This is a genomic window from Oscillatoria sp. FACHB-1407 (assembly GCF_014697545.1).
GTDB lineage: Bacteria > Cyanobacteriota > Cyanobacteriia > Elainellales > Elainellaceae > FACHB-1407.
Genome location: NZ_JACJSA010000026.1, coordinates 73,709 through 96,203 on the forward strand (window position 1 = coordinate 73,709; position 22,495 = coordinate 96,203).

Genomic DNA, 22,495 nt, shown 5'->3' on the forward strand with positions numbered 1-22,495 from the left:
TTGACTTTATAAATTAGCTCTTAGCATTGCCAAGCCCTTACCAAGCATCAGAGTTGTGACAACTCCGACTTCTATGAGTGGCTAAACCGTTTTAACGGGGTCAGGTTGGGAAGAGGGTTGGGCAGGTTGAGTCGATTGACCAGACGTAACATTCAATTGTCCGCCAAACTGCCGCAACTCAAACAGTTTCACGCCGATTTGGTATTCATACTGACTGAGCAAGCGACCATAGATATAACCCGCTTTGCCATCGAGGAAGCCCAACCGAATGAAGTAGAACAACACAAACCGGATGAAAGGCTTGAAGGGTAAGCGAACCCAAATCTTTTTGAGGAAGCGTTTGCGTTGAACGGAATCCCCAAACAGGTTGGCACCAATCGTGCCGCCTTCGCCCATACCTGTGAGCAAGTTGTAGTAGATTTTGGCTTCCCAGTTAGAGTAGCGATTGTGTCGTTCTAGCCAGTGATAAAGATCGCGGAAGTCGATGTGATCCATATCGTTCTTCAGGTAACCGACTTTGCCCTCTAACACAACGTGCTCGTGAACTTCGTTATCGCCTGTGTTGCGGATCTCTTCGGTGTTGAGGTTTTCGTAGCGACCTTTTTGATGGCGGAACAGACGCAGGTTCCAGTCAGGATATTTGCCACCATGGCGAATCCAGGTGCCCAGGAAGTAAACGCGACGGTTGATGTAGTAGCCGTTGAATTCAGGGTTTTTGATGGCTTCTGCAATCTCATCCCACAACGCAGGTGTGATCCGTTCGTCGCAGTCTACAATCAAGACCCACTCATTCTTGAAAGGCAGGTTTTCCAGCGACCAGTTTTTCTTTTTAGGCCAGCGACCGTTGAAGTGGAACTGTACCACTTGAGCACCGTTGCTCTCAGAAATTTCAACAGAGCGATCGCTACTTTGAGAATCAACAACAAACACCTCATCTGCTCTCGACACACTAGCCAGGCAGGCGGGCAGATTTGCCTCTTCGTTCTTAGCGGGGATGAGGACAGATACCGGAAGCTTTGGAAGTGAAGTCATAGTTGGGGTCTATAAAGTGCAGTAGTGAGTCGAAAACTTAGGAGTGATTGAGGCGTTTTGAAGCAAATAGCATCCCTTCAACAGCGGCTTTTAAGTAACCAATTTGTCCATAAGCATAAACAAAGTTATCAAACGATTGGGCAGGATCATTGACATGTTTGAGAGCGCGATACATTCCTCGTAGAAATCGTTCGGAACCTCGCCCTAGTTGTTTGAGTCCTGCTCGTCCGGTTACTTGTTCCCGATAGCATTCACTAATTCCTTGCCACCAACCTCGTTTCAGGAACCACGAACGTTCCAGGCGTTCTGGAGCGACGTTATGGGCTGCCAGTGCATCAGGCAGGTAGGCAACCTGCCAACCCATTTTCAACGCCAACTCGGTCATGTGCAGTTCTTCATTGGACAAGAGGTTTTTGCCGACCCGCCCCAGGTTGACATCAAACCCACCGATTTTCTCAAGAAATTCTCGGTCGATAGAGTAGTTTAAGCCTCTGGGAGTGAGATTGGGGTTGTTGATGTAAACGACCTGTTCACCTAAATCGTAGGCTCCCAGATTAGCGGCTAGATTTTCAGACAGCCATAGCGGTTGGCTGGTGCCTTCTGCCCAGAGCAAAGTGACTTTGCCACCCGCGATCGCCAGCTTGTCGTGAGTTTGATAAGCCGCATGAAGCATTCGCAGCCATTGAGGGCTAGCCTCTGCATCATCATCCAGGTAAGCCAGGATGGGGCTTTTGGCAACTCGTGCGCCCGTATTACGCGCAACCGATAACCCAGTTACAGGTTCGTAGACATATTGCAATCGGGGGTGGGGTAGACGAGCTTCTACCACTTCACGGGTGCGATCGCTGGAAGCATTGTCAACAACAATCACTTCGTATTCGCCCTGAAAATCCTGCTCAAGCAGGCTGTCGATCGCGGCACCAAGATAGCCATCCCGGTTATGGGTGCAAATAATGGCGGAAATTTGCGGGTCAGGCATAGGGGGTTGAGCCAGGTTTCCAATTTGCTACTCTCTATTTAGCCCATAAACCCTGCCTGGGGTCATCAATTTTTGGTAAAGAACCCTTAACAGCGAGATGAATTTACTGAATTTCCCACTCTCTGGTCTACAGCGATCATTCACGACGGAGCTCGTCAATTCTGTCTTCCCACTGATTTTTCTATTCCCTACAACGTGTTACGGCTCTTCTTTAACACATCACTCCACACCATCAACCATCAACCATTGACCATCAACCATTGACTGCTGATCTCTCTAGTGCAACCTGCTATGCACTTCAATGAGATTCTGAGCTAGGTGACTGAGCCGGGTTTCCAAGTCTTGCTTGCGAGCGAGGAGTTGCCGCAACTTCTGATATCGAGCGATCGCCAAACTGACATGGGGCAACTGATCTGGTGGGCAGGGACGCGACCAAAGCTGACCATCGGCATCTAACCCACAGAGACGATAGCCCTTGCGGGGGGAGTTGTGGGTGGCTGTTAACACCGAATGAGAGCCAATTTCCTCAACAAAGTTCATGAGGCGATCGGGATCAGCATGACGCAGAGTTGCAGCAGCGGGCGATCGCATATCCCCGTTTTCAGATTCGAGCCAACCATCAACAATCGGACCTTCCAGGTAAAGCTCTTGAATGTCCATCAAAATTTGTTGCAGTTCGGCTTGCCATCCTCCTACAACGGTTTCCATTTCTTTGAGGAGTCCCATCGCAAAGCCTGGGTTCGCTGCATGACGGTGACTACTAAAGGTGGGTCGCTTTACTTTGGGCAGGTTGGGTGCCTGGGGGCAATGTTCTTTAACAGGAAAAGGCTGTACAGTCGGCGCAACCGGAGTCGTCATAGGGGCAACGGTTGCAGTGACGGCATTGGTGGGACGGGTCAGCGATCGCACATCAAAGGAATAAGTTTTGAGACTGGGCTGGCTTGGAGTCGCTGGAGTCTGGCTCTTGAGTACCAGATGCCCGACAACATCACGACTGGGAGGCAGTTGGGGGGTCACCGCACCTTGGGTATGAAGCTGATTGAGGGTTGCTTCAATCCGTTGCAAGCCCGGTTTCATAGTGCGATCGCTCCTCTGTCTGGGATGTTAAGAAAATTCTATCGTCAATGCTTGACATAGAGGTTATTCTAACCACGTTCTGTATCGATTGAACACCAGTACTAAGACAAGAAGGATAAAGGATGAAAAATATAAGGATGAAGGATGAAAGATAAAAAGTAGAATTCAAATCTCTTTTCATCCTGCATCGTTTAGCTTTTCGCTTTTGCCTTTGGGGTAGTCACCTTTATCCTCTTACCTCTAATTTTTTAGCCTTTGTCCTGCATCGTTTAGCCTTTCGCTTTTGCCTCTAACGTCTCCAAACGGCTCTTCAAGTCCTGGTTGTCGCGTTTGAGTTGATCGAGTTCCTGTTGCAGTTTTTTGACGGCTTCGTTCTGTCCGGCGTTTTTCAAAACTTTCTGAATCGCCTCTTCTGCCATGCGACGGACACGACCATCGGGGGTGCGATCGCTCAAAGATTGCAAAATGCCGATCGCTTTGGTGGTTTCCATTTGCCCTAAAGCAACCACTACTGAGACTTGGGTTAAGAAGAAAGCTTCGTCTGCCAGTTCGGTCAAGCGAGTGAGGATGCGATCGACGTTGATCGGGGTCTGTCCGGTAGAGATGCTGCCAAGGGCACGGATGGCACCGAGTCGCAACGGTTGAGGCGTGCCGATCGCGGTGTATTCCAACAGCAGGTTCAGGGCTGCTTCGGAGGTTTTGAGCCGACTTAAGCCAGCGATCGCCCCATTTCTCACCGTCTCATTCCACCCGGCTCGCTCCTGCAACACAGATTGGAGAAGCTGAATCACGGCTTCCTCTTTGGAGTTGCCGTTGAGGGTCGTGGCTGCAACCGTGGCAACTCCCCGAATTGCCGCCGCTTCGACGTAATAGCTGGGATCCCCTTTCTTGGCGATCGCCTTCAACACCTCGTAGCTCTGCTCTGTTTTGATTTGCATCAAGGCTTCTACGACGGCTCGACGCACTCTCGCCTCTGAGTCGTTCAAGCCTTCCACCAACCCTTCAAAGGCTTGATCGAGCTTGATAGACGCCAGTTGTTCGGCTACTTCTGCCCGCACTGCCCAAAACTGATCCGCTTTGAGAGCGGTTGTCAGGGCTTTTACCGCTTCTAAATTGCCTTTTCTGGCGAGTGCCTCGGCTGCCAAAATGCGCGATAACGGGTCGGGATCAGATTGCAGCTGCGCCTTCAGCTCCGCAACGGGATATTCCAGCGTCACCGTTTTGAGGAAATGGTTACCCACATCAAAACTGACAAATTGGGGCTTCTCCTCTAACGGGAAGTAGAAAGTCTGCTCCCGCTCGTGAACCCGTACAGTAAAGGTTTTCAGCGTGGCGGGTTCTGAGCCGTTGACATAGCCAAATCCCAAAGGAATCTTCAGGTCAAACAGCCCACTCTTGAATCCGGTGTCCCCGTCTTTGACCTGAGTTTGGGTAATGGTGAGCTTGGCTAGTTTGCTGTCGCCATCCCACGAGTACGCCACCTTGTAGTCGGGATGTCCACCCCGAAACACGTACTGGTCAAAGAGAAATTGAAGGTTGCGACCTGTAGCTTTGTCGATCGCCCGCAACAGATCCACCGTCTCTACGGTCTTATGGGCATTGTCCTGAACAAAGGTGTGAATCGCTCGCTCAAACAACTCATCCCCCAACTCTGCCCGAATCATGTGATAGACACAGGCTCCCTTTTCATACAGGTGACGGTCATAGAGTTCGATCGCCTCCCGATAGATGTGCGTCACGATCGGGCGACGATAGCGAGAACTGTCTTCTGAGATGTAGCTGGATGCTTCTCCCTGGCGATAATAGGCAGCCTCATCGGCTCCATATTCGTGCTCCGTCCACATCACCTCGGAATAGGACGCCATGCCTTCCTTTAGCCAGGCGTGCGACCAGTGTTTGATCACTACCAAATCGCCAAACCATTGGTGCGCCAGTTCATGGGCGACCAGACTTTCGGTGCCCCGATTGTCTAATGCCGCACGTTCATCTAACAAACAGCGATCGGTCAGCAGCGTTGTGGAGGTGTTTTCCATGCCGCCAAAGATGAAGTCATCGACACACACTTGGGCGTACTTGGGGAAGGGATAGGGATAACCGTACGCCTTGCTAAAAAACTCGATCATCTGCGGCGTTTTGCCCATACTGCGGCGGGCATCGGCTTCGCGTCCTTTATCAACGTAGTAGGTAACGGGTTTGCCGTTCCACTCATCACGCAACTCGGCAAAGTCCCCCACTGCCAGCGTCATCAGGTAGGTGGGATGCACCTCCTGTTGTGACCAGTGATAGATTTTGCTGTCTCCCTCTTCCTGCGTATCGATCAGTTCCCCATTGGAGATGGCAAGCAGATGTTTGGGAACTCGCACCCGAATTTCAGAGGTCGCCAGTTGCCCCGGATAGTCAAAGCACGGAAACCAGAAACGGGAGTCCTCATCTTCGCCCTGTGTCCAGACCTGCATAGGTTTGTTGGGATAGTGCTGATCCGGTGCAATGAAGTACAGTCCCCGTTGAGGTTGATCGGCGGAGTAAGCGATCGCCACCTCAATTACCTGACCCAACTCACTTGGCTCGTTGAGATAGACCTGCAACTGCTCACCGTCGTAGTCAAACCGTTGCTCGACCGAGCCTACCTTGACTGAGTGAATCGTGAGTTGAACTGCATCCAACGTCAGGCGATCGATGCCACTGCGAACCGGATTGAGGCGAATCGTACAAGTCCCGTCATAGCGTCGCTGCGGAATATCCAACACCAGGTCTAACGCGATGTGTTCAACCTGACCCGGGCGATCGGGATTGTAGTGAGGTCTTGCCCCCGGTAACTCAAACGACCTGTGACCATTACTATCGGAATCAAAATAGGACTGCATCATGGGGAAGCGATCGCCGCAACAATATCTGAGTGAGAATTATAGCGAAAGGCAGAGGGTAGAGGAGTAGAGGAGTAGAAGCGTCATGAGTTGTGAGTGGAGGTATGTCAGCTCAGCCCCACTCCCCATTCCCCACCATTGACCATTAACCATTGACCATTAACCATTGACCATTGACCACTGACCATTGACGATCGACCAACAATCCAAAATCTTTCCTGATTTCTCACCTGACATGGCTGGACGAGTGGGATGATAGGATTGGATGATGAGTTTTCCTTAATTCCTACCGGAATATCGTAAATTAATTAATCTGCCCTTTCCAGTCGTTTATCGTTCCAATGGTCAAGACTCCCACTCCCTTCTCAGCACCAAAAGTTTCTAAAGTCGAAGGCATCAAGGAGCGCAGCAATGCCCTGCGTGAGCCAGTCGCTACTGAAATTTTGCAAGACACAACGCACTTTAGCGAGGATGGCATTCAAATCCTCAAGTTTCACGGCTCCTACCAGCAGGACAACCGGGATAACCGAATCAAAGGGCAAGAAAAAGACTACCAGTTCATGCTCCGCACTCGAAATCCTGGTGGTTACATTCCTGCACAACTCTATTTGGTGCTCGATCAACTTTCGGAAGAGTATGGCAACCACACTCTCCGCGCTACGACTCGCCAGGGATTCCAGCTTCACGGCGTGTTGAAGCAGAACCTGAAACTGGTGCTCGGAACGATTATTCGCAACATGGGTTCCACGTTGGGGGCTTGTGGTGACCTGAACCGCAACGTCATGGCTCCTCCTGCACCGTTCAAAGACCGTCCAGAGTACGTCTATGCACGCGAGTACGCTCACCATTTGGCGGAGTTGTTGACTCCGCACACCGGAGCCTACTACGAGATCTGGTTGGATGGCGAAAAGGCAATCACCGCAGAACCCCATCCCGATGTGGCGGCGGCTCTCTCCAAAAACGGCAATGGAACGATCGTGCATGACTCGGAGGAGCCGATCTATGGCACGCACTACATGCCCCGCAAGTTCAAATGTGCGATCGCCGTTCCGGGAGATAACTCGGTCGATCTGTTCTCACAGGATGTGTCCCTGGTCGTAATCACCGATGAGAATGGCTTGCTACAAGGCTTTAACGTCTTTGCAGGGGGTGGCTTAGGACGGACTCACAACAAAGAGGAAACCTTTGCTCGCCTCGCTGACCCAATCGGCTACGTCGATAAAGCCGATGTGTTTGATGCCGTCAAGGCGATCGTGGCAACTCAACGGGATTATGGCGATCGCGGCGATCGGCGTCATGCCCGGATGAAGTATTTGCTCCACGATTGGGGGGTCGATCGCTTCCGGCGCACTGTTGAAGAGTACTTTGGCAAGTCCTTTGAGCCGATGAAACCATTGCCAGAGTTCAAGTACAACGACTTTTTGGGATGGCACGAGCAGGGCGATGGCAAGCTGTTCTTAGGCATTTCCGTTCAAAACGGGCGGATTTATGACAATGGTTCCTTGAAGCTCAAAACGGCTCTGCGCGAGATTGAGCAGCAGTTTGCACTACCGATGCGGGTCACACCTCACCAAAACGTGATCCTGTACGAAATCGACCCCGCTCACCAAGCCGACATTCAAGCCATTCTCGATCGCTCTGGCATCAAGTTGGAGAATGCGATCGATCCCCTGGTTCGCTACTCGATGGCGTGCCCTGCGTTGCCCACCTGCGGTCTAGCTATCACCGAGTCAGAACGAGCATTACCGGGTATTCTCGATCGCATCCGCACCCTGCTGAACAAGATGGGGTTGAAGAACGAACACTTTGTCATTCGCATGACAGGTTGCCCCAATGGGTGCGCTCGTCCCTACCTGGCGGAACTGGGCTTAGTGGGTCAGGCTCCCGACTCTTATCAGGTTTGGTTAGGGGCTGATCCTAATCAGACGCGCCTCGCTGAAGTTTATGTCAACAATCTTAAAGGTGGTGAGTTAGAAGCTGCGTTGGAACCGTTGTTCTTCTACTTCAAGAACCACCGCACCAAAGGTGAGAGTTTTGGAGACTTCTGCCATCGGGTTGGCTTTGATGCGCTGCGAGAATTTGCAGCAACTTACAAGTCCGTCGTCAGCAAAAATCGCTCGCGCTATCGATTGGGTGTTGAAGATGGTCTGTATCAACGCCTCAAAGCCACTGCAACGACGAAAGGGGTTCCCATGACGGAACTGGTGGAAGAAGCCCTGGAGGCTTATCTGAAGACGCTAGAGTAGGCGATCGCCCTTTCATTGCATTGTGAGAGTGGAATCATAAATTGAGGAGGGGCGTTTCGCGAAACGCCCCTCCTGTTTCATATCTACGGTTCTTTAGGGATGCCTAGATCAAACCTGTTTAAGGAATTGTGTTAAGCAGGTTACAAAGCTTGCTGATCCCTGTATCATCAATGCGGTTGTGCGTATCATGGGAGCTACTCCAGGAGACAAAGCAGAAATTTTTTCTGAAAAGTCGCAAAAAGTAGTGACTCAAGGGGCAACAACTACTACAATATGCCCACATAAAACCGTTCCAATCTTGTGGTATTTCCGTCAGGGCATGTGCTGATTAGTCTGTCAATTTCCCTTCGCTGAAGTAATTCCATGACTCCGGTTCTAGAACGTCCTCCGATCGCCACTCCCCGTTACACAACGGCTGCTCAGCCAGCAACGACTGAGCAGAATCCTGCTGCTTCTCCAGCGTCTAACGTCATTGTCAAGCTCCAGCAAATTACCAAGATTTATCCCAACAACAGCAAAGCCCTGTTGGATGTCAATCTGCAAATTAGAAAAGGGGATTTCTTGTTTGTTACGGGACCTTCTGGGTCAGGCAAATCAACCCTGCTGAAGCTGCTGTATGGTGAGGAGCGACCTACCAAGGGGGACGTGTTTGTCCACGACAAGAACCTGGCTCGTCTGCGGGGCAATGACCTGTCGATGCTGCGTCGTCGCATCGGGGTCGTATTTCAGGATTACAAGCTAATTCCCCGTCGCACCGTTTCTGAGAACGTCGCGTTTGTGCTGTGGGCACAGGGCTTTACCCGCAAGGAGATTCATCGACGGTTGTTACCGACCCTCAAAATGGTGGGCTTGCAGGACAAAGCCAACTGCTTTCCCGATGAGTTGTCGGGGGGTGAGCAACAGCGAGTCAGCATTGCACGGGCGATCGTCGGAACTCCACCGATTCTGTTAGCCGATGAGCCAACAGGCAACTTGGATTCCGAGAATTCCTGGCAAGTCATCAAGATTCTCAAGAAGCTGAACTCGATTGGTATCACCGTGATTGTGACGACTCACGATGAGCAGTTAATTCGCCTTTCCAACCATCCTGTGATCCAGATCCGCAACGGTCGGTTATATCACCAATGGAAGTAATTAGAAAGCTAATCAGGGACACGATTAATCGCGTCCCTGATTAGCTTTCTGCTTCCTTAGCTGGCTCTCGATTGATCAGAGGATTTTGACTGTTCACTCACTTTGAGCAGGCGATCGCGAATTTGACTGAGTTGGTCATAGGTATTAATCGGCTCACGCGGCTGAGGACACTCTGTATCAGGCCAAAAGGTCAGGTCAGCGCAGGGACAGGTGGGTTCTCGTGACCCTAAATCCAACATTGGGACAGGCATCTCGCACCGAGCACATGGAGAGATCGTCCAGGATGAGCCAAGTAATTCAGCAATGGTTTGATTGGTGCCCTCTAGGTGAGCGTTTTGTCCATCATGGGCGATCGCCCGTTGCCAACAGGTTTCAAACTCAGGGCTGTAGCGATCGCCCCATAGGACTGGGCGAGGCAAGAGGAATTCCTGGTTATCAATCACTAACTTCTTACCTAACTGAAACCAGTAGGCGAGGTAGCGTCTTACTTCATCTGGGGATGCCATAACGTCAACTTAGTTTGTGACTGGGTCTACAACTCTGCTCGTACCTGCTTTAGGTTTAACTTTCCGTGTGAAATTTGCAGAGTTTTTAGATTGTTTAAATTGTGTTACACCTGCTTCAACGGATCGTGCATCGCTAGATAGACAATCACTCGTTTGAAGGAAGGAATTTGCAGAAAACTGCTCGTACAACTGGCAGAACAGTTGCTTTATTACGGAGGCAGTGAGTCCTTACTTCAAGGAACAAATCCAGTTACTACATCCTAACGAGTTTCGTCCTCTATCAGGCGTCACAAATCTAGAACAAACGTTAAGGATTCAGTAGTTCTGATGCTAAGTAAAACTTGTCGTAAATAGGGGTAGGAATTTGGGGTGCAGGGGTGGAATCCCTGGCTGGGGGCGCAGCCCCACACCCCCCTGGTTTTATTTCCAAACCCTATCTGTGAATATAGCAGTCCTATCTGATTTGTGAAAAAGGTGATTTGTGAAAGTGCCCGCCCGATGGGCGGGCACTTTCACAAATCATTTAGGGTTGCTATAGCAGTACTAAGGCTTTAAGGGCGTACCCAATTGGCTCAGGTTGAGGACATGCCCACCCGTGACAAGATACACGGTATCGGCGATCGCCCCAATGCGTCGAGTCAAGTCTCCCAGGCGATCGCGAAACAACCGTCCAATCGGGTAAGCAGGCACCACACCCCACCCCGTCTCCTCAGCCACCAAAATAATCGTTCCAGATGCCTGTTGGAGGGCATCCAGGAGCATCCGCGCAGTCACTTGCCAGGTTGCATCATCCTGTTCTAGAAAGTTAGCTAGCCAGGTGCCCAACGAGTCGATGAGCCAGCATTCCTCAGGTGTTGCTTCCTGAAGTGCCTCGGCGAGGGCGATCGGGATCTGCTTCGTTTCCCAATCTGCCGGACGACGTTGTTGATGTTTGGCAATGCGTGCCTGCCACTCGGCATCCGTAGGGTCGATCTGAGCCGTTGCCACATAGACGACAGCTTGACCCGATTGGGTTGCCAATCGCTCTGCCCACTCGCTCTTACCCGATCGCGCTGCCCCAGTCACTAAAATGAGTTGTTGCGTCACGGTTGCTTAAGCGGCGGGTTCAGCGAGTAGTGGGTCGAGTTGTCCCTTCGTATCCAGAGCATAGAGATCGTCACAGCCACCAATGTGCTGGTTATTGATAAAGATTTGCGGAACCGTGCGGCGACCGTTGGCTCGTTCTGCCATTCGCACCCGTGCGGCTCCATCACCATCAATCTTGTACTCGGTGTACTTCACCCCTTTCCACCACAGCAGCACCTTGGCACGAATGCAGTAGGGACAGGTCTGCCAGGTGTAAATCTCGACATTCGCTTTGACCTGCTCAGGCTTACGCCCCAGAATGGGATTGAGAAAATCTAGCACTACAAAACCTCCGCGATCGCATCACACACTCATATTCTCATCTGGTTGCGATCGCCTTTTCCACCCTCAATTGTCGCAATTTCCGAACTTTGGACTAACTTCAGTTCGCTCTAGAATTAGGATGGATGTAAGGCGCACCGTTCCTCGTTTGCAAGAGAAATGGTGGTCTTGCAAATTGAGTGAACTTATAGAAGCGATCGCGATCACGTTGTAACCATGGGATTCTTTGACTCTGAAATTGTTCAGCAAGAAGCAAGACAGTTGTTTGAAGACTATCAATCGTTGATGAGTCTAGGCGGCAACTATGGCAAGTTTGACCGTGAAGGCAAGCTGCTGTTTATCGAACAGATGGAGGCGATGATGGATCGCTATCGGGTCTTTATGAAGCGATTTGAGCTGTCAGAAGACTTCATGGCGCAGATGACAGTCGAGCAACTCAAGACTCAACTGAATCAGTTTGGTGTGACTCCACAGCAAATGTTCGACCAGATGAATCGGACACTGGAGCGGATGAAGTCTGAGGTTGAGAAGGCGACTTAGAAGTCAATCGTCAATCGTTAATCGTTAGTGGTCAATGGTCAATTGAAGTCTGAGATTGAGAAGGTGACTTGGAAGTCAATGGTCAATGGTCATTAGTCAATGGTTAATGGTCAATGGTCAATGGTCAGTGGTCAATGGTCAATTGCAGTTTGAGGTTGAGAAGGTAACTGAGGAGTCAAGCGTCAATGGTTAATGGTCAATGGTCAATTGCAGTTTGAGGTTGAGAAGGTGACTTGGAAGTCAATCGTCAATGGTCATTAGTCAATGGTCAATGGTTAATGGTTAATGGCCAAGTGAAGTTTGAGGTTGAGAAGGTAACTGAGGAGTCAAGCGTCAATGGTCAGTGGTCAATCGACTTGCCATAACCCAGGCTTTGAGGAAAAGTTGCTACTGACTATTGACTATTAACCATTGACCACTGACTATCAACCATTGACTAAACTATTAACCATTGACCACTGACTATCAACCATTGACCCTTCAATTCGGTCGAGGAAAGCGAGATGGCGGTGGAAAGTCCTCAACAGGTACGCCTTGCAGTGCTCGCACCATAAAGTCTCGCCAAACAGGAGCAACATACCCCCCTCCAGTCGCCCCGATGCCGACTGGGGTATAGTCATCATTGCCAACCCACACTGCCACTGCCAACTGAGGCACATACCCGACAAACCAGATATCTCGCTCTGAAGACGTGGTTCCCGTTTTCCCTGCCGCAGGACGGCTGAGACGCGCGGCTGTCCCTGTTCCACGAGTGATAACGCCCTTCAACACGTCATTAAGGGCTGCCACTGCCCAGGGGTCAAGGACTAACTGAGGACGGGGAGTATTATCGAGCAACACCTGTCCCCGACTATCGGTGACATGCACGATCATCGTAGTGTCGGAGTGCCAACCACCACTAGCAAAGGTTGCGTAAGCCCCTGCCATTTCAAGCGGGGTCAGGTCAACTGCCCCCAGAGGCAGCGAGGTCACAGGCTCAATGGGGCTGTTGATACCCAATGTGCGACAAATTTCAATAACACGGTTAATTCCCACGGCTTGCCCCAGCTTGACCGCAGGAATGTTACGCGACTGCTCTAATGCGGCTCGAATGGACATCGGGCCTGAAAAACTGCCGTCATAGTTTTGGGGTGAATAGGTTTCATACCCATCCGGATAGCTGACGGGGCTGTCATCGATGCTTGTTTCAGGGGCATACCGCCCAGTCGCGAAAGCCGCGTAGTAGACAAAGGGCTTAAACGCTGACCCCGGTTGACGGAGTGCCTGAATCGCTCGATTGTATTGGCTCTGGTTGTAGTCCACGCCACCGACCATCGCCTTCACGAAGTGGGTGCGGGGATCAACCGCCACCAATGCCATCTGATCGGCTCCCAGTCCACGTCGCCGAATCGCCCGATAGCCTCGACGCACTGTGTCTTCCGCGATTCGCTGCAACTTCAGGTCAATGGTGGTTTGAACCCGCATTCCACCTTTGGCAACAGCATCTTGACCAAAGCGATCGTTTAACTCCTGCACGACTGCCTCGGTTACATAGGGCGCACTGCTGGCACGGAAGGAGGTTACACTGCCCAAACGGATGGGTTGCCGTCGGGCTTCTAGAGCTTCTTGTTGCGTAATCCAACCCAGTTTGAGCATCCGATCGAGGACGATCGCCTGTCGTTGTTTGGCAGTTTGGTAGTCGATAAACGGGCTAAAGCTCTCTGGGGCTTGAATCAGACCCGCCATCATAGCGGATTCTGCCAGGGTCAGTTCGGAGGCAGGTTTGTTGAAATAGCTCTCAGCGGCCGTTTGTACTCCGTAGGTGTTGTGTCCCCAATAGACCTGATTCAGATACATTTCGAGAATCTGGTCTTTGTTGAAGATCTGCTCCAGACGCAGTGCCAACACGGCTTCTGCCACCTTCCGACTGAGCGATCGCTCCGGCGTCAAAAACAAGTTCTTGACCAACTGCATCGTCAGCGTCGAACCCCCCTCAACCGTTTGCCCCTCCTCCAGGTTTGTCAGAAAGGCACGGGCTACGCTGGTAGGGTTAATGCCGTGATGAGAAAAAAAGTAACTATCTTCGATCGCCAGGACGGCCCGCTTCAGGTCGGGCGAAATCTCGTTCAGGTCTACGACTTCCCGGTTGACCTCATCGTGAATGCTATCGAGTAGCGTGCCGTTGATGTCGTAGATGTAGGTTGTCTCAGCCGGAATGTAGTTCCGCAGAACGCGCACATCCGGCAGGTTGCGAAAACTGATTGCCAGTCCCACTAACCCACCTGCAATGACAGAGCTAGTGAGCATCGTGATCCCCAGGATGGTGCCTGCGGTGACTTTACCGACCGTTTGCACAAACTGAAACACCGGAGCAAGATCTTCAGATTGCTGTTGACCGGGCGACCTCTTTGAGGTGCTTGTGGGGGGTCGCTTGGGAGCAGGCGGTTTGGGATTGGGGGGTGGCGGTGGTGGGGGCACAGGACGCTGCCCCGTCGGCGGTGGGGGAGGAGTGGGAGGCTTGCGTTGACTCGCAGGCGGCTTTTGACCAGGAGATGGTTTCCGACGTTCAGGTTGTGTTTGTCTTGTATTCGATGACACGGCAGTTCCAATCCCTCAACACGCAAATGAATCAATGCCAACCAGAATCAACGCCCAATTAATCTATCCACCGCTCCAGACCCAACTCAATAAAACTATAACGGCTAATATCGCGATCGCCACCAAAGCGAGAGCAGAGGAAGATGGAATGGCAATGCCTCCAACCAGGGCTTTACCGCTACACCTCGTCCTGACGTGAGTGACTACAGCAACTCAGCAGCTAGATCAGTAGCTAATGAATTGTAATTCGTGGTACGAATTGGCTACGACGAACTTCACCCAGAATCAGGAATAACCCCTACTGAATTGCCTTCAAACTCAAAAATTGAGCCAATCATCGGATGATGTAGGGCGAATCTTGCAATTATAGTAGCTTGGCTCCTAAATCAGGATTCAATCACTGGGGTCAATCGTTGGAGTCCACCATTAGAGTCGATTACTGGGCACTCAAGATAGTTTGTTATCATGAGTTGCTCTTTAATCAGAGAGTGTAACGAAATTCGCCGGATATTTGCCAAGTATGGCTTTGGATCACCCATCAAACTTAACGAAATCGTTTTCCTGGTTGCATCGGGGCACCCATGAAATTTTCCCAAATCAACCTGAGTCTCAAAGCCCCGATGAAAATCTGGAACAGCGCATTGTCAAAAGCGATCGCCCCCTGCGAATCAAGTTTGGGATTGATCCCACAGGTTCCGAGATTCATCTGGGTCATAGTATTGTTTTCCGCAAGTTGAGAGCCTTTCAGGATGCTGGGCACACGGCTATTCTCCTGATCGGCGACTTCACCGCCCGCATCGGCGACCCCACAGGCAAATCGGAGGCTCGTCGCCAACTTACCGCTGAACAGGTCGCTGCCAACGCCCAAACCTATCTGGATCAGGTACGCCCCATTCTTGACTTTGACACACCAGGACGGTTAGAGATTCGCTACAACTCCGAGTGGCTCTCAAAGCTCAATCTAGCCGATATTTTGGAACTGCTGGCAACTACCACCGTTGGACAAATGCTGGCCAAAGAGGGCTTTGCTGAACGCTACGCCAAAGAAAACCCGATTTACCTGCACGAGTTCATGTATCCCCTGATGCAGGGGTATGACTCGGTAGCGTTGGAAGCTGATGTGGAACTGGGGGGCACCGACCAGAAATTTAACCTGGCCGTCGGGCGCGACCTGCAACGCCACTTTGGGCAGCGACCGCAGTTTGGCTTGTTGATGCCGATTCTGGTGGGCACGGATGGCGTGCAAAAGATGTCGAAGTCGCTGGGCAACTACGTCGGGTTAACCGAAGATGCCCTGTCAATGTACTCCAAGCTGGAGAAAGTGCCCGACGCGCTGATTCAAGAGTACTTTGAACTGTTGACCAACCTACCGCTAGATAAACTGCCAGAAAACCCACGCGATCGCCAAAAACTGCTTGCTCTCGAAGTGGTGACTCAATATCACGGGCATGAGGCAGCACTGGAGGCACAAAAAGCAGCCCTGGCACTGGTACAGGGAAATGCCAAACAAGCCGATGCTGTGCCTGAATTTTCCCTGGCGGATGTGCAATTTCCTGTAAAACTGTTTTACCTGCTGAGTGCCACAGGCTTGTGTAAGAGCAGCGGTGAAGGACGACGCCAAATTCAGGGTGGAGCCGTGCGGTTGGATGGCGATCGCGTTGATAATGTAGACCTCGCCTTTGAAACCGTCGATGCCTTGAATGGCAAAGTGCTGCAAGTTGGCAAAAATCGGTTTGTTCGATTAGTCAGGGGTTAGGGGTCAGGGGTTAATGGTTAATGGTTAATGGTTAATGGTTAATGGTTAATGGTTAATGGTTAATGGTCAGTGGTTAATGGTTAATAGTTAATGGTTAATGGTTAATGGTCAGGGGTTGAGGCTGGTATCTGTAGTTGTATTGATCGCTCTGGTCAATTGACGATCAACGATTGACGATTGACTAATGATTTGCTCTGGTCAATTAACGATTGACGATTGACTATTAACGATTGACTATTAACGATTGACTCCTGACCATTGACTCTCTTTAACCTTCTTTTTTCCTTTTTCATCTTCTTTTTTCCTCTTCTATGCTTCCATCCGATCGCATTATCGTTCCACTCGATGTTTCGACTGACACAGAGGCGATCGCCCTCATCGACCAATTGCCGCAGGTGACGTTTTGGAAGGTCGGATTGGAGCTATTTGTCAGCTCAGGGTCAACGGTCTTAACTGCGTTAAAGGAGCGGCAAAAACGAGTTTTTCTGGATCTCAAGTTTCACGACATTCCCAATACAATGGCAGGGGCATGTCGAGCGGCTGCAAAGTATGGAGTTGACCTGCTGACGGTTCACATTACCGCAGGGCATACCGCATTAACGGCTGCTCAAACAGCCGCTCACGAAGGGGCAAGTGCCGCAGGACACACTCCTCCTCAGTTGTTAGGGATTACACTGCTCACCAGTTTGAACTCACGAGCACTCGCGTTTGAGCTCAAAATTCCTTTAGAGTTACCCGATTACGTCGTGCAAATGGCGTTACTGGCGCAAGCCAGTCAGCTAGCAGGGGTGGTTTGCTCTCCCCAAGAGGTGGCTCAACTGCGACAGGTCTGTGGCGACCAATTTTTGCTCGTCTGTCCGGGGGTACGCCCTACATGGGCAGACGCCGGAGATCAGCAGCGATCGCTCAGTCCCAGTGCAGCGATCGAAGCCGGAGCCGATTATCTGGTGATCGGACGACCAATCACTCAATCGCCTGATCCAGTTGCGGCTTTCCAGCGAATTTGTGATGAGTTGGGGAGTAGAGAATAGGGAGTGGGAATTAGGGACGTTTTGACAAACCCTTGTAAAGGTTTGAGTAGCACATGATGAAGACGCTACACCAGCAGTGGCAACACACAATCAGACTCGCGATCGCCGGGGGATTGGGCTGGATCGTCGCCAATGGAGTTGGGGCAACCGGGGCAATCGCTTCTGAAGAAACCTATGTGCGACCCACAGCCACCTGCCCTACAACGGTCGCAGCAATCATGCCGCCGCTATTGCGCGATTTACCGAGCTATACCAATCGGGCTATTCAGCGATCGCGCCGCCGAGAACGAACCTACGTCCCTCCAGGTTATGTGTTGATTGCAGGCAATCCCGAATTTGCACCCCTGAGCCTGGGACCAGGTGAATACGTTCCAACCCTGCCCGATGACGAAGTGCAGCAGGTTTTCTTCACCACACTGGAACGGCGATATGTTGCTAACACCATCGTGCGACAGCAAAACTATCACTGGATCTTTTTGACCGAAACCTCCGAGGGTTGGCAATTGGTTACCATGCTCTCTCGCTCTGGAGGCTATGTCACTGTCCCTCAGCCCCCCTCACCTCCCGAAGACACCAGCCAGGGGGCGATCGCTCAGGGCATCCGAGAATGGTTGCGCGATTGTCGAGCAGGCGACATTGTGCCCATGGAATGAGTGCCCATGGAATGAGTGCCCATGGAATGAGTACCCATAAAACAATCTATGAGTGAATCATTCAACATTGATGCAGTATTCATGCACTTAGTACAACTCGTCGTAAATAAGGGTGGGAATTCGGGGTGCAGGGGTGGAACCCCTGGCTGGGGGCGCAGCCCCCACACCCCCCTGGTTTTATTTCCAAACCCTATCTGTGAATCACAGTACTTAGCAACGCGGGAACTAAAATAGCTTTGCCACAATCATTGCTCTGGAAACTGACCAACAGTTTTTTGCATCGCAAGCACAACCAATACAAATCCGACACATAAGCGACAAATATTAGGGTTGAGTACATCAGTCCTAACGTTGTCTGTGACTGTCGATATAAGAGGTTTAGTGTACTTCCTGCATGACATGTTTCATGGCTATAGCAACCGAGGGGTTGGTTACGACGGGGTGCAGAGGTGGAATCCCTGGCTAGGGGAGCAACTCCCACAATCCCTTGTATTAACCGTCTCGACAGTTGCTATAAATCCAAAAGAGGTGCATCTAGTAATTGGGGGGCTGAACCTGGCGAATGAATTCGCGGCTATTGGGGCGAAGTTCGCCGACGCGAGCTGAGGTTTTGAACTTGCGTAGGCAGGTTGTGTTTTGGTAGCGTTCGACTGAGCTCACGCCGAAGTCTGCGGTTTTAACCGCCACTCCCTAACCGTCAGATGCACCCATCCAAAAGCATTTCACACCTCTGCAAAAGTCAGCTTATGTCAGAGATTTCAGGTACGACAAGAAGAAATTTGAACATTTTTAGTTATAACGGGTGCATTCTGCGATTTTTGAGGCATTCTAGGGCTAAATCTTATTCAAGATTTGCTCATACCGAGTCAAACGGTTAGTTAAGACGGAGTACACGGATGAAACCCCTTACTGTGGGCGACATCTCATCCCTCTGCCTAGCCGTCTCGACGGTTGTCATAGCATCTTTGCCCTGTAATTTCGTGAGGAGAAACAGAATGCAGGCATCACGTTATCCATCTACTTTTGTATTTGGCTTGCTTTTAACGATTGGAACTCTGTCTGCAAATTTATTATTTGCGACAGCAAGTTGGGGGCAAACGACTGAGGTTTCTACGTCTCAAGGTGCAGAACGGCTTGAATCCGATGTCACTACACCCGGCGTAGCGACCAACACTGTGTCGGAAACGGCCAATGCACCCGAAGCGGCGATCGCTGCCTCAGTAGACCCACAGCCCATCGTTGTTGAAACCGCAATTCCCCAGCTTGAGGAACTGCATACTGAACAACCCTCGACAACCGCTGGAGACTTACAAGCACAGCCGATCGCTCCTGCCCAACCTGCCGTTGCCGTTACTGAAATCGGGGATTTAGCTCAAGCCAATGATCCGGGTGCCGTCGCCCAGTGGAGCCGTTCTGATCTATATAACCTGGATGGCAACTCCTTTACCTTCCGAGTTGGGGGACGGATGCCAGTGCCAACTGCACTCCAGGGAGCCACTCGTCCTCGCACCGTCCTTCCCGGTTCTAATCGATCGGGAGGTGTGTCAGCGATCGTGCGACTAGAGCGACCTATCTTTGGAGGAGAAGGTGCTCTTGAGATCGAAGGGGGAGCTAACATTCTCGCTTTTGATCTGGGCTTTATTAGTCAACCCAGTAACATCACCACACCTCGGACTGGCTTCGGAGTTAATCTTTTTAACCAACGCTCTTACTTCCCTGCTTATCGGGAGGGCGATCGCGATGTAGACTTGCCTAACCAGGAAGAAATGTGGATTCACCGCCTGGGTGGGGGGGCTGAAGTTTACGTACCCCTGGGCGATCGCTTTAACTCGGCGATCGGTCTTTCCTATCAGCGAGTCTCCGTACGAGATGACATCTTTACGGACGACGTTGAACCCATTGATGAATTTGGTAATCGGCTGACCGTTGATAGCGATGGCATTGATGACCTGTTAACGTTCAACATCGCTGCTGTACAGGATTTTCGAGATAGCCGGATTTACCCTACAACGGGTTCTATCTTGCGGTTAGGTATGGATCAAGGCATCACGCTGGGCGATAGCAGCATCGCCTTCAACCGCCTCAGTGCCAACTACACCCGATTCATCCCTTTCTCCCTGTTTGGTTTTGATGAAGGTCCTCGCACCCTGGTTCTAAACGTGCAAGGTGGCGTGATTATCGGTGATACCCCCTCCTACGAAGGCTTTAACCTGGGAGGGGTCAACTCGGTGCGCGGTTTTGACAAGGGAGATATCGGCACAGGGAGCCGCTTTGTCCAGGCAACCGTTGAATACCGCTTCCCCATCTTCTCCTTCAACTTCCGAGATGAAGAGATCCCCGTTGGCGGCACCCTGTTTGTCGATTATGCCAATGACTTAGATTCGGGAGAAGATGTCATCGGTGAACCCGGAGAAGTGCGCGACAAACCCGGTGATGGATTAGGCTTTGGTGTCGGTCTGCGAGTGCGATCGCCCTTTGGCCCCATCCGGGCTGAGCTAGGCTTCGGCGTGGATGGAGACACCGTGTTCTACCTCACCACCAGCGAACGGTTCTAAGGGAGAAAGGATAAACGATAAAGGCTGAAGGATAAAGAGAGAAGAGAGAGGCAGAAGATATAGAAAGCTAGAGATTGAGGGACTGGCCCAATATTGAATCATCCCTCGATTTCCTTCTTTTTTTATCCTTTATCCTTCAGCCTTTATCCTTTTTTCTTACGGTGCCGGATTGGGATATCGTGTGTGGACTGCATTGATTTCCGTCAGAATCTCATCTGTCAGAGTGACATGAATACTCTCTAAATTCTCTTTGAGTTGTTCTAATGTGGTAGCTCCGATGATCGTACTGGCAACAAACCAACGACTTTTGACAAACGCGATCGCCAGTTGAGCAGGACTCAAACCACATCGAGTGGCGATCGCTGCATATTCAGCCACTGCTTCATTCACATTAGGTTTGAGATAACGTTGTCCGAACCCTGGAAACAGTGTGATGCGAGTCTTTTCAGGGGTTTTATTGACATACTTGCCTGACAACAAACCAAACCCCAATGGACTGTAGGCGAGTAGGGGAACGTTTTCGCGATCGCATGTCTCAGCCAATCCCCACTCAAAGGAGCGGTTGATCAGATTATAGGCATTTTGAATTGACACAACTTTGGGTAAGCCCAATTGCTGAGCAAGATGGCTGAACTGGCAAACACCCCAGGGGGTTTCATTACTCAACCCAATGCAGCGGATCTTACCTGCTTGAATCAGGTCTGCAAACACCGATAACTGCTCCTCAATGGGAACTGTTTCGTGATTTTTGGTTGGGTCGTAAACCGTCTGTCCAAATAGAGGCACGTAGCGATCGGGCCAATGGAGTTGATAGAGGTCAATATAATCAGTCTGCAATCGCCGCAAACTATCCTCTACCGCTTGTTTCACATTATCGCGGTCGATCGCCTTAGCTCCATCTCGAATCCATTTCATGCTACGACCCGGACCTGCAATTTTGGTAGCAACAATCAGGCGATCGCGCTGTTGATGCTTCAACCATTCCCCAATGAAGCTCTCGGTTAAGCCATAGGTTTCAGCCCGTGGTGGCACGGGATACATCTCCGCTGCATCAATGAAGTTCACTCCCTGGGCGATCGCATAGTCAAGTTGTTGATGCGCTTCCTCCAGTGTATTTTGATGCCCATAGGTCATCGTGCCCAGACAAATTTCTGAAACCCTCAGATCGCTTTCCCCAAGTTGGTTATATTGCATATAAGTCATTTGTCAATCGTCATTTGTCAATTGTGATCCTTAAAAGATCCAGCGTTGTTGAATGGAGATGGAGTAGATCCCCGGCTTCTCAACCAACTTGACTCAATCCCCTTTAATTTATACAGAAGAAGCCGGGGATCTGGGTTGCTGTTCATCTTTTTGCTTCTACCTGAATATCTCCTATGCTTGAGATATGACCATTTGCGAGGAAATCGTTATGGTGTTGACCGCTCAACAACTCGCTGACTTAATGCCCGATGCAACTCAATTAGAGAGCAATGAGCCAGAGATAGAAAGTTCTTTGCATTATGCTCAACTGGCTCTGTTAGTGGCATGTCTGGAATGGTTGTGGCGCGATCGCACTGATTTCTTTATAGGGGCTGACTTGAGTATCTACTTCAGTCGTCAACAGCTTAAAAACCGTGACTTTCGGGGACCCGATTTCTTTCTGGTCAAAAAGACGGAGAAGCGTCCCCGCAAATCCTGGGTTGTGTGGGAAGAGGATGGTCGCTATCCTGACCTGATTATCGAGTTGCTCTCAAGTTCTACAGCCGATGTCGATCGCACACTCAAAAAGGAACTCTATCAAGATCGCTTCCGCACCCATGAATACTTCCTATTTTCGCCAGAAAATCTGGAGTTTGTCGGCTATCGTCTGGTAAGCCAGCGGTATGAGGCGATTGCTCCCACGGAGTCAGGTCTGCTCTGGAGCGAGACACTTGACCTGTATCTGGGTTGCCACAACGGGCAACTGCGCTACTTCACCCCTGATGGAGCATTAGCACCCACCCCTGAAGAAGACGCTCTGCAAGCCCAACAACAGGCACTACAGGCACAACAGCAAGCCCTGGTCGCTCAACAACGAGCAGAAGAAGCCCAACAACGAGCAGAGCGGTTGGCAGAACGGTTGCGATCGCTCGGAATTGAGCCAGACGGGGAATAGC

At 50.9% G+C, this 22,495-nt stretch carries 20 protein-coding genes; 10 read left to right on the plus strand and 10 right to left on the minus strand.

Annotated elements, in window-relative coordinates:
* Positions 1 to 81: 81 nt before the first annotated feature.
* The 5 genes from H6G89_RS29565 to H6G89_RS35970 all read right to left on the minus strand — a co-directional run bounded on the left by H6G89_RS29565 (position 82) and on the right by H6G89_RS35970 (position 6,182).
* Complete coding sequence (locus H6G89_RS29565) at positions 82 to 1,032, minus strand: glycosyltransferase family 2 protein (protein ID WP_190513497.1); 951 nt, start codon at positions 1,030 to 1,032, stop codon at positions 82 to 84.
* Between the two features lie 37 nt (positions 1,033 to 1,069).
* On the minus strand, positions 1,070 to 2,011 hold the full coding sequence (locus tag H6G89_RS29570) for a glycosyltransferase (RefSeq protein ID WP_190513499.1): 942 nt from the start codon (positions 2,009 to 2,011) through the stop codon (positions 1,070 to 1,072).
* A gap of 276 nt (positions 2,012 to 2,287) precedes the next feature.
* A complete protein-coding gene (locus H6G89_RS29575; RefSeq protein WP_190513501.1) occupies positions 2,288 to 3,088 on the minus strand; it encodes a hypothetical protein in 801 nt (266 codons plus the stop codon).
* 269 nt (positions 3,089 to 3,357) lie between these two features.
* On the minus strand, positions 3,358 to 5,955 hold the full coding sequence (locus tag H6G89_RS29580; protein WP_190513503.1) for a M1 family metallopeptidase: 2,598 nt from the start codon (positions 5,953 to 5,955) through the stop codon (positions 3,358 to 3,360).
* 104 nt (positions 5,956 to 6,059) lie between these two features.
* A complete protein-coding gene (locus H6G89_RS35970; RefSeq protein WP_255519540.1) occupies positions 6,060 to 6,182 on the minus strand; it encodes a hypothetical protein in 123 nt (40 codons plus the stop codon).
* Positions 6,183 to 6,293: 111 nt separating this feature from the next.
* Between H6G89_RS35970 and sir the strand changes: the two genes are divergently transcribed.
* Together sir and ftsE are read left to right on the plus strand one after the other, a co-directional pair.
* Positions 6,294 to 8,198: a sulfite reductase, ferredoxin dependent gene (sir, locus tag H6G89_RS29585; protein WP_190513505.1), complete on the plus strand. Its 1,905-nt coding sequence runs from the start codon at positions 6,294 to 6,296 to the stop codon at positions 8,196 to 8,198.
* Between the two features lie 363 nt (positions 8,199 to 8,561).
* Positions 8,562 to 9,332, plus strand: a complete 771-nt coding sequence (gene ftsE / locus H6G89_RS29590; RefSeq protein WP_190513507.1) for a cell division ATP-binding protein FtsE — start codon at positions 8,562 to 8,564, stop codon at positions 9,330 to 9,332.
* Between the two features lie 56 nt (positions 9,333 to 9,388).
* Here ftsE and H6G89_RS29595 read toward each other — a convergent pair whose 3' ends face one another.
* The 3 genes from H6G89_RS29595 to grxC all read right to left on the minus strand — a co-directional run bounded on the left by H6G89_RS29595 (position 9,389) and on the right by grxC (position 11,245).
* Positions 9,389 to 9,838, minus strand: coding sequence for a hypothetical protein (locus H6G89_RS29595; protein ID WP_190513509.1), 450 nt, complete (start codon positions 9,836 to 9,838; stop codon positions 9,389 to 9,391).
* A 543-nt stretch (positions 9,839 to 10,381) separates the two neighbouring features.
* Complete coding sequence (gene cobU / locus H6G89_RS29600; RefSeq protein ID WP_190513512.1) at positions 10,382 to 10,924, minus strand: bifunctional adenosylcobinamide kinase/adenosylcobinamide-phosphate guanylyltransferase; 543 nt, start codon at positions 10,922 to 10,924, stop codon at positions 10,382 to 10,384.
* A gap of 6 nt (positions 10,925 to 10,930) precedes the next feature.
* On the minus strand, positions 10,931 to 11,245 hold the full coding sequence (grxC, locus tag H6G89_RS29605; RefSeq protein ID WP_190513513.1) for a glutaredoxin 3: 315 nt from the start codon (positions 11,243 to 11,245) through the stop codon (positions 10,931 to 10,933).
* Between the two features lie 216 nt (positions 11,246 to 11,461).
* On the opposite strand from grxC, the gene H6G89_RS29610 reads away from it, so the two are divergent.
* Both H6G89_RS29610 and H6G89_RS35975 read left to right on the plus strand, forming a co-directional pair.
* Positions 11,462 to 11,785, plus strand: a complete 324-nt coding sequence (locus H6G89_RS29610) for a DUF1825 family protein (RefSeq protein ID WP_190513515.1) — start codon at positions 11,462 to 11,464, stop codon at positions 11,783 to 11,785.
* A gap of 233 nt (positions 11,786 to 12,018) precedes the next feature.
* Complete coding sequence (locus H6G89_RS35975; RefSeq protein WP_255519541.1) at positions 12,019 to 12,150, plus strand: hypothetical protein; 132 nt, start codon at positions 12,019 to 12,021, stop codon at positions 12,148 to 12,150.
* A 115-nt stretch (positions 12,151 to 12,265) separates the two neighbouring features.
* On the opposite strand, the gene H6G89_RS29615 is transcribed toward H6G89_RS35975, so the two are convergent.
* Positions 12,266 to 14,131, minus strand: a complete 1,866-nt coding sequence (locus H6G89_RS29615) for a transglycosylase domain-containing protein (RefSeq protein ID WP_441339455.1) — start codon at positions 14,129 to 14,131, stop codon at positions 12,266 to 12,268.
* Positions 14,132 to 14,396: 265 nt separating this feature from the next.
* Between H6G89_RS29615 and H6G89_RS29620 the strand changes: the two genes are divergently transcribed.
* The 5 genes from H6G89_RS29620 (at position 14,397) to H6G89_RS29640 (ending at position 20,357) form a co-directional block, all read left to right on the plus strand.
* The gene (locus H6G89_RS29620; protein WP_190513517.1) at positions 14,397 to 14,561 is read left to right on the plus strand and encodes a hypothetical protein; all 165 of its coding nucleotides are present in this window, start codon (positions 14,397 to 14,399) and stop codon (positions 14,559 to 14,561) included.
* A gap of 321 nt (positions 14,562 to 14,882) precedes the next feature.
* Positions 14,883 to 16,118: a tyrosine--tRNA ligase gene (gene tyrS / locus H6G89_RS29625; protein WP_190513519.1), complete on the plus strand. Its 1,236-nt coding sequence runs from the start codon at positions 14,883 to 14,885 to the stop codon at positions 16,116 to 16,118.
* 311 nt (positions 16,119 to 16,429) lie between these two features.
* Positions 16,430 to 17,149, plus strand: coding sequence for an orotidine-5'-phosphate decarboxylase (gene pyrF / locus H6G89_RS29630; protein ID WP_190513521.1), 720 nt, complete (start codon positions 16,430 to 16,432; stop codon positions 17,147 to 17,149).
* Positions 17,150 to 17,202: 53 nt separating this feature from the next.
* A complete protein-coding gene (locus H6G89_RS29635; RefSeq protein WP_190513523.1) occupies positions 17,203 to 17,802 on the plus strand; it encodes a hypothetical protein in 600 nt (199 codons plus the stop codon).
* A gap of 995 nt (positions 17,803 to 18,797) precedes the next feature.
* Positions 18,798 to 20,357 carry a BamA/TamA family outer membrane protein gene (locus tag H6G89_RS29640; RefSeq protein WP_190513525.1) on the plus strand — a complete coding sequence of 520 codons (1,560 nt, stop codon included), beginning with the start codon at positions 18,798 to 18,800 and terminating at the stop codon, positions 20,355 to 20,357.
* A 156-nt stretch (positions 20,358 to 20,513) separates the two neighbouring features.
* On the opposite strand, the gene H6G89_RS29645 is transcribed toward H6G89_RS29640, so the two are convergent.
* Positions 20,514 to 21,560: an NADP(H)-dependent aldo-keto reductase gene (locus tag H6G89_RS29645; protein ID WP_309230123.1), complete on the minus strand. Its 1,047-nt coding sequence runs from the start codon at positions 21,558 to 21,560 to the stop codon at positions 20,514 to 20,516.
* 184 nt (positions 21,561 to 21,744) lie between these two features.
* Here H6G89_RS29645 and H6G89_RS29650 point away from each other — a divergent pair, with 184 nt between their 5' ends.
* Positions 21,745 to 22,494, plus strand: a complete 750-nt coding sequence (locus tag H6G89_RS29650) for a Uma2 family endonuclease (RefSeq protein WP_199336999.1) — start codon at positions 21,745 to 21,747, stop codon at positions 22,492 to 22,494.
* Position 22,495 lies beyond the last annotated feature (1 nt).

Coding starts and splice junctions, on each gene's coding strand:
- H6G89_RS29565 (WP_190513497.1), bottom strand. CDS start 1,032: ATGACTTCACTTCCAAAGCTTCCGGTATCTGTCCTCATCCCCGCTAAG.
- H6G89_RS29570 (WP_190513499.1), bottom strand. CDS start 2,011: ATGCCTGACCCGCAAATTTCCGCCATTATTTGCACCCATAACCGGGAT.
- H6G89_RS29575 (WP_190513501.1), bottom strand. CDS start 3,088: ATGAAACCGGGCTTGCAACGGATTGAAGCAACCCTCAATCAGCTTCAT.
- H6G89_RS29580 (WP_190513503.1), bottom strand. CDS start 5,955: ATGATGCAGTCCTATTTTGATTCCGATAGTAATGGTCACAGGTCGTTT.
- sir (WP_190513505.1), top strand. CDS start 6,294: ATGGTCAAGACTCCCACTCCCTTCTCAGCACCAAAAGTTTCTAAAGTC.
- ftsE (WP_190513507.1), top strand. CDS start 8,562: ATGACTCCGGTTCTAGAACGTCCTCCGATCGCCACTCCCCGTTACACA.
- H6G89_RS29595 (WP_190513509.1), bottom strand. CDS start 9,838: ATGGCATCCCCAGATGAAGTAAGACGCTACCTCGCCTACTGGTTTCAG.
- H6G89_RS29610 (WP_190513515.1), top strand. CDS start 11,462: ATGGGATTCTTTGACTCTGAAATTGTTCAGCAAGAAGCAAGACAGTTG.
- H6G89_RS29620 (WP_190513517.1), top strand. CDS start 14,397: ATGCCAACCAGAATCAACGCCCAATTAATCTATCCACCGCTCCAGACC.
- tyrS (WP_190513519.1), top strand. CDS start 14,883: ATGGCTTTGGATCACCCATCAAACTTAACGAAATCGTTTTCCTGGTTG.
- pyrF (WP_190513521.1), top strand. CDS start 16,430: ATGCTTCCATCCGATCGCATTATCGTTCCACTCGATGTTTCGACTGAC.
- H6G89_RS29635 (WP_190513523.1), top strand. CDS start 17,203: ATGATGAAGACGCTACACCAGCAGTGGCAACACACAATCAGACTCGCG.
- H6G89_RS29640 (WP_190513525.1), top strand. CDS start 18,798: ATGCAGGCATCACGTTATCCATCTACTTTTGTATTTGGCTTGCTTTTA.
- H6G89_RS29645 (WP_309230123.1), bottom strand. CDS start 21,560: ATGACTTATATGCAATATAACCAACTTGGGGAAAGCGATCTGAGGGTT.
- H6G89_RS29650 (WP_199336999.1), top strand. CDS start 21,745: ATGACCATTTGCGAGGAAATCGTTATGGTGTTGACCGCTCAACAACTC.